Raw genomic sequence first — 9,999 nt, 5'->3', positions numbered from 1 at the left:
TTCAAGCCGTGCCCACCACGTTCCAGGCCCCCTGGCGGAGGGCCCAAATCGCCGGGTTTCGCGAACCATTTCCACGCCCAGCCAACCGGAGGGCCCAAATCGCCGGGTCTCGCGAATCATATCCTGGTTCACGAGGCGGAAGTGCAAAGCACAACGCCGTACCGGCCCAAATCGCCGGGCCCCGCGACCCATTCCTCACAACACCAAAAAGACCCGCCAGCATTCAAACCGGCGAGCCCTTTTCAACCTATGTCTACTGCGCATCCTGGTCAGTCAGGTAAGCATTGGCTTTCTCCAAGATGGCCTTCAGTGAATCGTATGTCAGAGTCATATGCGCATCTTCGTAGTTGAACCAGCCGATATGGCTGATTTCGACGTCTTGCTTGGTGATGACCGGGTCGCCCTGGACCTCGGCCAGATACAGGATCGTCCGTTTCTGGTTGCCCGACGGCAGCGGGTAGTCGTCCTCTTGCCGGAAATGGGCGGTGTCCACGTGAACGTGGAGGCCTGTTTCTTCACGGATTTCCCGTTCGGCGGCCTGCTCATCGGTTTCTTCACCCTCGACATGGCCTTTGGGAAACCCCCAAAAATGACTTGTCGCGCTTTCTTCCAGTAAGTATTGCAATTCGCCATTGAAGCGCCGATAGACCACCGCCCCGGTGGATACTTCTGTGGTCACGTTACTTCGCTCCTTTCACTGTGCTGGCCGCCTTTTCTTTAATCGGTACCAGCTCGTATTCCTTGTTCAAATTATGCACCAATTCATTGAAACTCTTCATGTATTCCCGACGCGTGATGATCCCCTCAAAGATACCCTCCCGGTCGACCACGGGGAGAAAAGGATTGTCCACCAGCAGGTGCAGGATCTGTTCCACATCCACAATGTCGTGCACGACGGCGTCCGGGTCGGGTTTCTCCACAACGTCCGCCACAGTCAAGTGGTCCAGTGGTTCCAACGACACGTGGTCGAGGGCCAGCATCTTGTCGGTAATCATCGCCAGGGAGATGAAGCCGCAGAATTTGCTATCGTTGTCGAGGACGGGAATCTTAGCGTAACGGACCTTGGTCAGAACGAGGAAGGCATGGCCGAGGCGGTTGTCCATATTCACGTTGGCAACCACATCGGCGGGGATCAGGTAGTGTTCACGGTTTTCTAACAGGATACGTTGAATCTCAGGAACGATCATGCCGTGCTCCTTTCTGCTTAACGGGCGAATGATTGGGCTAATTCAGGGATCGGGTGCAATGCCCGGTCGTAGAAAGTGACCGCTGCCTGCGTCGCGGCCATCGTGACCACGGCACAGGTGCCGCCGTACTGTTGATAACTGCGCGGTTGAGAAATGGACCCTGGATTGAGCACCAGCAGCGGCCCGTTCATGTGGGCCTCCAGCGCATGAGTGTGGCCGTAAAACGCACAATCTGCGTTGACCGCTTGGGCGTGTTCTTCCAGCTTGGCCGTGCCCATGGAAACACCCAGCCGGTGGCCGTGGGTTTCATAAACGGTGAAGCCCTTCACGTGTTCGACCCGGGCCATGGGATAATCCGCATCGAAGTCCATGTTACCGCGGACCGCATAATAGGACTGCCACAATGGATCACTCGCCGGCAGTTCGGAGTCACCGCAGTAAAAGAAGGCATCCACTTGGTCCTGAAAGTGGTCCAAAATTTTTGCCAAAATTTCCCGGTCACCGTGGGTATCCGAAACAACCATTGCTTTCATCTACTTCGCCTCCTGGGCAGCCCACCATGCAGGCCACTGCTTTTCTAATGCCCGAATCGCCAATCCCCGGTGGCTGACCTGGTTCTTTTCTGCCGGGGTCATCTGGGCGAAGGTCTTCTGTAACGGCGGATAGAAGAAAAGCGGGTCGTAGCCGAAGTCATTGTCGCCCTGGGGCAGCGTGAGGATCGTGCCCCGGACCTCACCGTCCACGATCAGGTCGTCAGCAGGCCGGTCCGGCCACGCCAAGACCAGCGTAGAATGGAACGTAGCGCCCCGCTTCTCGGCAGGAACGCCGCCCAATTCCACCAACAGCTTGGCGTTATTCGCGGCATCATTGTGGTCTCCGGCGAAGCGGGCCGAGCGAATACCCGGCAGACCGCGGAGTTCATCGACCATCAGACCGGAATCATCGGCCAATACGGGTAATTGTAGTTCGTGGGCAAAGTGATTGGCCTTCAACTGGGCATTTTCTGCAAATGTCTTGCCCGTCTCGTTGACTTGGTGAGCATGGGGGTAGTCCAACAATGTTTTGACCGCCAGTCCTTGAGCAGCAAAGGCTTTCGCAAATTCCCGGGCTTTCCCTGGGTTTTTGGTGGCGACGACGATCGTTTTCGGTGTTGTCATGCGTTTCCTTCTTTCACTAGCGGTACATTGGGCAGGTCGGCAACGGCGACGTGGGCCACTGGCAGATCATTCATGTCCAGCCAGTTTTCTGCAATTTCTTTGAACATGGCCGGCGAACTGGTCGTGAATAGTTTGGGCGCCAAGTGGGGCCCGTGGTCTAAGTTGCGAATATCGAAGTAATCTAGCAGGGCAGAAATCTCGCTGACCGTCTCGGCCCCGGAATCGATCAGGGTCACGTCTGGGCCCATGTAGTTTTGGATGATCGGCCGCAGTAAGGGATAGTGGGTGCAACCCAAGACGAGCGTGTCGATGTCTTTATCCGGTAACTGACCCAAGGCCTCAGCAACAATTTTTTTGGCGACGGGGGTCTGGTATTGATTGCTTTCCACCACTGGCACGAACTTGGGACACGCCAGCGTCGACACCTGCACTTGGGGCGCCTGGGCGTGGATCGCATCGTCATACGCGTGGGAGCGCACCGTGCCCTCTGTGCCAATAACGCCGATGTGGCCGTTGCGCGTGGCCCGAATGGCCGCGCGGACTCCCGGCGGAATCACCCCGACCAGAGGGACAGAAAGGTGCGGTTTGATGCTCGGCAAGGCTTCCGCCGTCGCCGTATTACATGCATACACAACCATTTTAACGTCAAACTGCAACAAAAATTGGGTCAATTGCCAAGCAAAATGTTGAACCTGACTGGCAGGACGGGGACCATAAGGCATCCGGGCCTGATCGCCAATAAAAATATAATTTTCGTTCGGCAGTTGGCGAATAAACTCCTTGATCACCGTTAAACCGCCCACTCCCGAATCCAAAAAGCCGATGGGCCGTGGATCTGAACGCACAATATCAGTCCTTTCTGGAATCTCCATTATACCATGCACTGGCTGCCCCCGAGCGGCCGGCCCGTTTCCTTACTCTTTTGCAACTGCCTGTTTGAAGCAGGGTGCGTTTTTGTTCGTGTGTGGGGATGAAACCGGTCTCTGCCTTTTTTCTTACCGGTATCTCCGGTATAATATTGAACGAGATGGAGGCAAATTCGGATGACCAATTCGTTATATGATCAGTTACATCAGAGCCGCTTCAGTGTGGCCGTGCTGCGGGACGTGGCCTTGCCTATTGCGTTGGGCCGGGACCATGCCAATCTGGAGTACTGGCTGGGCAAGCAGGTGGCCCGGCAGCTGCCGGTGAGCAACGAGGATCAGTTGGCTGTGCTGGCAGCAGAGGCCGAATTTGGCACCCTCGTCATCACCCACGGGCGCCGTAACCGCGTCACGGGGACGTTGTCTGGTAACCAAGTCGCGGGTCGGCTCGCCGAAGCGACCACCCCCAGCTTTGGTTTCGAAACGGGCTGGCTGGCTCAGGAATGGCAAATGCTGACGGGAATTTTTACCGAAGCCACCTACAGCATTCAAAACGGGCTGGTTATCATTACCCTGCATTCGGACCCCAACGAACCACTGGCGGCTACGGAACAACCCCACGGGGACCCAATCACGCCGTTGCAAACGAGCAGCGAAAAGCCGGCGGCTGCGGATTAACCGCGATACTGCTTTGATCAACGCGATGTCGTTTCATGAATCCGCGGGCCAACCGCGGTTTTTTTGTATTCGCCTGGCCCTCTCGGAAATGTCGAACGACAAGTTCCCACTTGGGCAAAATGGATACGCGGATGCGACTTGGCGCTTAGACACCTGTTGTAACTTAATTGTAACCTTGGTCATACAACGTTAATATACTCTCTAGCCCTTACGTACCAACGTGTCACGCGTTAGATTCAATTTTCATAAAATATTTTTTCTTGGCAAATATTGTGGTCATGTTATTATTGTGAGTGGCCTGCATGCAGGAGAGGTGCAGCACAGTCGACGATATGGCAAGCGGATTGCCAAATCATTCGGACAGAGAGGAATGTATTTATGTCTCATAGCAAAGCATTGATTTCACTCGGTGTGGGCGCCGCCGCTCTGGCGGGGACACTCGCCATTGGTCACGGGGAAGCCCAGGCCGCAACGACTGGGGTGACCACTTATACCGAGGGGTCCACCACGGTTTGGCAATCCCCATCTTTCTATAATTCTAAGCCAGCGCGTTACTTAGCGCCCGGCCAAAAGGTCACCATTCAAAGCAGCCAGACAATCAACGGGACGACTTGGTACCAGGTCGGCACCAACGAATGGGTCCCGAGCACGTACATGAAAGTGGCTGACGATGCTGCTGCGGCCCAAACCGCCGCGCAGCCAGCGGCTGCCACGGACCAGGGCAATGTCAAGGTCAACTATCAGGACGGCGCCACGACCGTCTGGACCTCGCCCACGAGTAACAAGGTTTCTTCATACTTAGGAACCGGCCAGGTGGTGCCCTACACGGAATCCGTGAAGCAGACCAACCTGACGTGGTACCACGTCGCCAGCGGCTGGGTGCCCAGTGCGTATGTCAGCCCAGTCGGCGACCAAGCACCGCAGACCCAGACCAATACCCAGACGACCAGCCAGCAGGCGCCCACAGCGGCTAACCTGCAGGTCCAAAATGTCCAGGCCAGTACCAACACAACGGCCAGGAGTAACCAAAATGCCGGCCAAAGCGCGACGGTCAAAGTCTCCTTCTACGACCCCGCAGTACTCGGCTCCAGCATGGGTTACGGCGGTGTCGCGGCTAACCTCGCCAAGTATCCAAAAGGGACCCGCTTGAAGATCGTCCTGGCCGACGGTACTACACTGCACCGCACCGTAAACGACACTGGCACTTTCGTATACAGTAATCCTAACCAGATCGACTTGGCTTGGCCCAACGCTTCAATTCCGTCCTATGGGGTCACCACCGCCACGATCACCGTCGAATAAAAGGGCATGACCGAATACCAAAAAGCACGCTGACCATCTGGATGAACAGATCGGTGAGCGTGCTTTTTAGTGTCCCCTGACGATTAGTTGCTCTTCCCCCCGCGCATGTCGGGGATGAGCCGGGGTTCTTTGTCCTGCCACGCCTTGGTATAAAAGTCGTCATTGATTTTATACTTTGGCGTCGTCTGCTTGTTCTCGAGGAACGGCCGGACGGAGTTGTCCATGGCCAGCCAGCCGCGCCACCCGAGGTGGATGGTGTCTTGCATGAAGTATGGCTGATTGCCCTCGTCGATCATGTCATCGATGTGGGTGAAGCCTTGCGTGCGCAACTGGTACTGGATCTTTCGGTCGAACTGGTCAAGCATCTCCTGGCGCAAGCCCGTGTATTCGGCCCACTTTCCGTTGACCGGCGGAATCACAAACAGGGGGGTGATATTATGCCGGCTGAAGAAGTCCAGCAGCAGCTGGAAGTCAGAAAACTCCGGACCGTAATCATAATCAAAGCCGATTTGAGTATCCTTCAGCTTGCCCACCACCGGTTTGACCCGATCGTTGTAGAACTTGTTTTGGATGCCAAACTTGTTGTTGGTCGTCTCACCCTTCCCCATCTGGGTCGCCAAATCGTCCAAGACCCACGGATCATACTGGGACGGGAGCGTTTCTTCACCCTTGGCAATCGTCGGCCGATTATCCCGCAGGAACAATTGGCTGAACAGGCTGTCTTCGTGGTCATAAAGCCGCTCGGACAGGCGCAGATAAGTCTTCTGGAACTGAGTCAGCGGCACGCCGGCCTTGATCCGGATGATGGCCTCCGTCAACGTCGAGTTCGACGATCCGGACGGCAGCTGCAGCAGCCGCGTGGCGGCATACTGGGCCATCGGGTCACTGGGCTTGGCGTGTTCCAGGAAGTTGTTCGTCTGCAAGTTAGAGTAATAGTAACTGAACATGCCGCGCTGGATGCCGTTCCAAACGAACCATTGGGGCGACACAATGACGACGACTTTCTTCCCGTTCAGTTCCTTCCCCGCTGTTTGTAGTGAGAAGAAATGGGTCAGCGACTGGGTCCCCGCGGAGCCCAGCAGGAACGGCTGGTAATCGCGGCGGTACTTCGCAGCTAACACCGATGGATGGAACGGGTCCATCCGAGATAACTCGGAGGAACCGATGAAGGGCACGTAATCCTCATTGAACGCCGCGCTCTTCAGCAGATTACCCTTGAACACGTTGGGCGACAGCGACACCGCGGCTTTTTCCACGTTGTCCTGGCGCGACTGACCATAGTTGCCGGGCCAAAACAGCAACGTGACGACGCCGAGCATCGCGATGAAGATGGGCCCGAGGATCAGCCATAAGCGTTTGGCCAATTTCATTGTTGCTGCATCTGCTCCACTTTCGCAATGATCTTATTCGGCGTATCCCATTGCGTACGGTCAAACTCGGATACCGGCACGTTTACCCCCAATTGGGATTGAAGTTCCAGCAGAAGCTGCACGGTGCCCATGGAATCCAACAGGCCCGACTTGAACAGGTCCGTGTCCAAATTTTCTTTGACTTCATCGGAACCGGTCAAATCGCTCAAAATGTCTAATACTGTATCTTTAACTGCCATAATGAATCCCTCCAAGTATTAATTAATGGAACCAGAGCCGGTCAAGAAAACCGGAGAAAATCAAGAAACTGAAACAAATCGTGTTGAACGTCAGCAGGATCGCCACCGCATGGGTGAACCAGTTGTGGGGCAAGAGACCCTCGTGCTTTTTCTTCCAGCGGATCCAGGCATCGGTACAAATCATGACGGTGGCGTGGAAAATCCCATACGTGATGTAGTACCACGTCTCGCCGTGCCAGATGCCCATGATCAGGAAGAGCAGCAGGTAACCCAGGTTTGCGATGGTCACCCGACTCTTGATCCACTTGTGCTTCATGATGAAGAATACGAAGCGCATGTAGATGTAGTCCCGGAACCAGAATGACAGCGTCATGTGCCAGCGATTCCAGAAGTCCTTAATGTTGTGGGAGATCCAAGGATAGTTGAAGTTCTTCGGTGTCTCGACCCCCATCAGGTTAGAAATCCCAATGGCGAACAAACTATAACCAGCGAAATCGAAGAACAGGTACATGCTGTAACAGTACATGACGCCAATCAGCGGCCAAGAGAAATCCAAGAACCCGCCGCGGGCCTGCATGGCCTGCCGCTGCAAGTTCGGCAGCAGCATCGTGCCGAACCCGTAGCCCAGGATGAACTTGTAGAAGAAGCCCAGGAACAGCCGGTCAATGCCTTTACCGAACAAATCCAGATACTGCTCACGGTCCAGCGTCCGGTCGTAATCTTTCTCGAAGCGCCGGTAACGGTCAATCGGCCCAGACGAGATGGTCGGCATAAAGAGCAGGAACTGTAAGAACTTCACGGGATGGAAGTCCTTGATGAAGCCGTCCCGGGTCTCCATGATCATGCCCACTGTCTTGAAGGTCAGGTAAGAAATGCCCAAGAACCCAACGATGCTGGAACGGCCATGGTCAAACAACGGTGTGAACTTGACCACGGTCAGCGGTGCAATGGCCAAAACCACTGACCAGAAGAACACGCTGAACTTGTTCGGCGAATCCTTCTTGGTCCGGTAGCGCAGGTACAGGGCGACGATGGCAAACTGCCAAATCGTGTACCCAATCAGCGCGACCCCCTGAGTCCACTTGCGCCCGTCAAACATCAGGAACAAGAAGACAAACGACACCAATGTTTCGTACCAATGGGAACGACGGCCGTTGAGGCGGATGATGATTGCCGGTAAGAGGGCGACCACCAGCAGGACGAAGTAACCAGGATTCTCGTACGGCTGTAAATTGATCATGAAGGATTGACCTCGGCAATCAGGGTTTTGCGGTCAATCTTACCGTTGACCGTCAGCGGCAGGCTTTCTTTGAGCTCGATCCGCTGCGGGATCATGTAACTCATGGCCGTCTGCGTCAACTGCTTCTTCAAGTCGGCGATGTAGGCACCCTCGTCCGCCGGATGCTTCTTAGGCACCACGAACGCCACCAGCTGGGTGACCTTGTGCAGATTGTTGTACTTCGGCACCACGCTCGCCTGCTTGACCGGCGCCAGCGCGTCCAAGGCATGATCCACGTCTTCCAGCTCGATGCGGAAGCCATGCAGCTTCACCTGGAAGTCCGTCCGGCCGCGATAGAAGATCAAGCCATCCTGGTCAATGAAGCCCAGGTCTCCGGAACGATAAGCCTGCTGGTCACCGTCGCGGAAGAAAGCCGACTTGGTTTTTTCTGGATTATTCAAATACCCTTTGGAAACGCTGGGACCTTCGATGATCAGCTCACCCAGTTCGCCGGGTGCGACCTTGTTGCCCTTCGCGTCCACCGCGTACATCGTGGTATCTTCCTTGGCGTAACCGATGGGCAGGCGTTCATATTGGGCAATCGTGTCTTTGGTAATTTCTACACCAGTCACCGCCACGGTCGTCTCTGTCGGACCATAAGTATTGAAGATCTTTGCATCCGGGAAACGGTCGATCAGCTGACTAGCGGTCTTACCCGTCAATTCTTCACCGCAGAACAGGAAGTACTTGAGGTCTGGGTAGTTGGCCGCCTTGAAGTTAGCATCCAGCAAGCAGATCTCCACAAAGGACGGGGTCGATACCCATTCCTGCAGCTTCAACTGCGGCAATGCCTTGAACAGCAGCATGAAATTGTCGGTCGTGCGCTTAGGCAGTGCCACCAGATTGCCGCCCAACACCCAGCTGGGATACAGGTCCATCACGGACAAATCGAAGGAATAAGGGGCCTGTGCTAAACAGCGAATGCCTTCGGGGAGCGAGAAGTCGCTAATGGCCCAATTCACATAGCTGAGCAGATTCGTATGACTAATCTGGACCCCCTTGGGCACCCCGGTCGTGCCGGAGGTGAAGATGATGTAGAAGATGTCGTCCCCCCGCACCGACTGACCGTGATCATAATCCGTCTCGCCCTTCGCCCGCACGGTCGCCATCTGCTCCGGCCCATAAATGGGCAGGTCAGAAAAGCTGACTGGCAAGTGTTCCGTCGCCAGGATCGCTGCCGGCTGAGCGACGTCGTGGATCTGGTGGATCCGTTCGTCAGGCGAATTGGTATCAATGGGAATATACCCGTGGCCAGACTTCACTGCCCCTAGGAACGTAGCGACCATGGCAAAGGTCTGCTCGCCGTATACAACGACCGGTGCTTTCGCCGGCAGGTGCTGCGCCTGCAAAAAATGGGCGATGCGATCGGCGGTCGTCACCAGTTCACCAAACGTATAGGTATGGTCCTCATACGTATAAGCGAGCCGCTCCGGATGCTCTTCGGCAATTTTATCAATTTGAGAAATGATGTTTTCTATCATGGCTGACGGAGCAATTTCTGCTCCTTTTCCCTCCACTCGTGTTTAAAATTCGTTGTAAATGAACTTGCTGTTGTTAACGCCGCTGTAGCTGTACAGGTACGTCAGCACCAGGATGATGAAGAAGTAAAAAATGGTCTTCACCACGAATTGGAACACGGGGCGGTGCCATAAAGCGAGCCATTGTGCCTTCAAATTTTTCCCCTGCCTTTTCAACTGCTACCTTCAATTATAAAGTCGGCTTTCTGCAAATACCAGCGCGGCAGCCAATTCTGACCTAACAATTCTGTTAGGTCGATTGCGATTACTTCTACCTTACCATGCTCAGGGCGCATGGTGGGTGCAGAAAGCTTAAGAATCTGTTGCAGACAATGCGACCGGAAAATGCTGCGGGCGGTTACTGGCTTCCTTTGCGGAGGCTGGGAAACAGATTACTGTCCGGCGGC

12 protein-coding genes are annotated in these 9,999 nt (G+C 55.0%); 2 read left to right on the top strand and 10 right to left on the bottom strand.

Features of this window, described 5'->3' with window-relative positions:
* Positions 1–253: 253 nt before the first annotated feature.
* Genes L248_RS05455 through racE form a run of 5 tightly spaced genes read right to left on the bottom strand, consistent with a single transcriptional unit; the run spans position 254 to position 3,216 of the window.
* Positions 254–679, bottom strand: coding sequence for a bis(5'-nucleosyl)-tetraphosphatase (locus L248_RS05455; protein ID WP_022529123.1), 426 nt, complete (start codon positions 677–679; stop codon positions 254–256).
* A gap of 1 nt (position 680) precedes the next feature.
* The gene (cbpB, locus tag L248_RS05450; protein ID WP_022529122.1) at positions 681–1,187 is read right to left on the bottom strand and encodes a cyclic-di-AMP-binding protein CbpB; all 507 of its coding nucleotides are present in this window, start codon (positions 1,185–1,187) and stop codon (positions 681–683) included.
* 17 nt (positions 1,188–1,204) lie between these two features.
* A complete protein-coding gene (locus L248_RS05445) occupies positions 1,205–1,720 on the bottom strand; it encodes a metallophosphoesterase (protein WP_022529121.1) in 516 nt (171 codons plus the stop codon).
* Positions 1,721–2,344, bottom strand: a complete 624-nt coding sequence (locus L248_RS15095) for an XTP/dITP diphosphatase (RefSeq protein WP_022529120.1) — start codon at positions 2,342–2,344, stop codon at positions 1,721–1,723. It lies immediately after the preceding gene.
* Positions 2,341–3,216 (bottom strand): glutamate racemase, encoded by an 876-nt coding sequence (gene racE, locus L248_RS15090; RefSeq protein WP_022529119.1) that lies wholly within the window; start codon positions 3,214–3,216, stop codon positions 2,341–2,343. The genes L248_RS15095 and racE overlap by 4 nt, the downstream gene beginning before the upstream one ends.
* 171 nt (positions 3,217–3,387) lie before the next feature.
* On the opposite strand from racE, the gene L248_RS05435 reads away from it, so the two are divergent.
* Together L248_RS05435 and L248_RS05430 are read left to right on the top strand one after the other, a co-directional pair.
* On the top strand, positions 3,388–3,885 hold the full coding sequence (locus L248_RS05435; protein ID WP_022529118.1) for a DUF2507 domain-containing protein: 498 nt from the start codon (positions 3,388–3,390) through the stop codon (positions 3,883–3,885).
* Between the two features lie 378 nt (positions 3,886–4,263).
* On the top strand, positions 4,264–5,187 hold the full coding sequence (locus L248_RS05430) for an SLAP domain-containing protein (RefSeq protein ID WP_022529117.1): 924 nt from the start codon (positions 4,264–4,266) through the stop codon (positions 5,185–5,187).
* Positions 5,188–5,270: 83 nt separating this feature from the next.
* Here L248_RS05430 and dltD read toward each other — a convergent pair whose 3' ends face one another.
* From dltD to L248_RS15585, 5 genes are read right to left on the bottom strand one after another with little or no spacing between them, the layout of a single operon-like run.
* On the bottom strand, positions 5,271–6,557 hold the full coding sequence (gene dltD / locus L248_RS05425) for a D-alanyl-lipoteichoic acid biosynthesis protein DltD (RefSeq protein ID WP_022529116.1): 1,287 nt from the start codon (positions 6,555–6,557) through the stop codon (positions 5,271–5,273).
* Positions 6,554–6,796, bottom strand: coding sequence for a D-alanine--poly(phosphoribitol) ligase subunit DltC (dltC, locus tag L248_RS05420; RefSeq protein WP_022529115.1), 243 nt, complete (start codon positions 6,794–6,796; stop codon positions 6,554–6,556). The genes dltD and dltC overlap by 4 nt, the downstream gene beginning before the upstream one ends.
* A 22-nt stretch (positions 6,797–6,818) precedes the next feature.
* Entirely contained in the window at positions 6,819–8,036 is a 1,218-nt protein-coding gene (dltB, locus tag L248_RS05415) for a D-alanyl-lipoteichoic acid biosynthesis protein DltB (RefSeq protein ID WP_022529114.1), read from the bottom strand.
* Positions 8,033–9,556, bottom strand: coding sequence for a D-alanine--poly(phosphoribitol) ligase subunit DltA (dltA, locus tag L248_RS05410; RefSeq protein WP_040535092.1), 1,524 nt, complete (start codon positions 9,554–9,556; stop codon positions 8,033–8,035). Before dltA ends, dltB begins: the two co-directional genes overlap by 4 nt.
* Positions 9,557–9,598: 42 nt before the next feature.
* Positions 9,599–9,748: a teichoic acid D-Ala incorporation-associated protein DltX gene (locus tag L248_RS15585; RefSeq protein WP_081701229.1), complete on the bottom strand. Its 150-nt coding sequence runs from the start codon at positions 9,746–9,748 to the stop codon at positions 9,599–9,601.
* Positions 9,749–9,999: the final 251 nt, after the last annotated feature.

It is taken from the genome of Schleiferilactobacillus shenzhenensis LY-73 (assembly GCF_000469325.1).
Classification (GTDB): domain Bacteria; phylum Bacillota; class Bacilli; order Lactobacillales; family Lactobacillaceae; genus Schleiferilactobacillus; species Schleiferilactobacillus shenzhenensis.
Note: the sequence above shows the minus strand (reverse complement) of the source record. Positions and strands in the feature narration are given on the sequence as shown.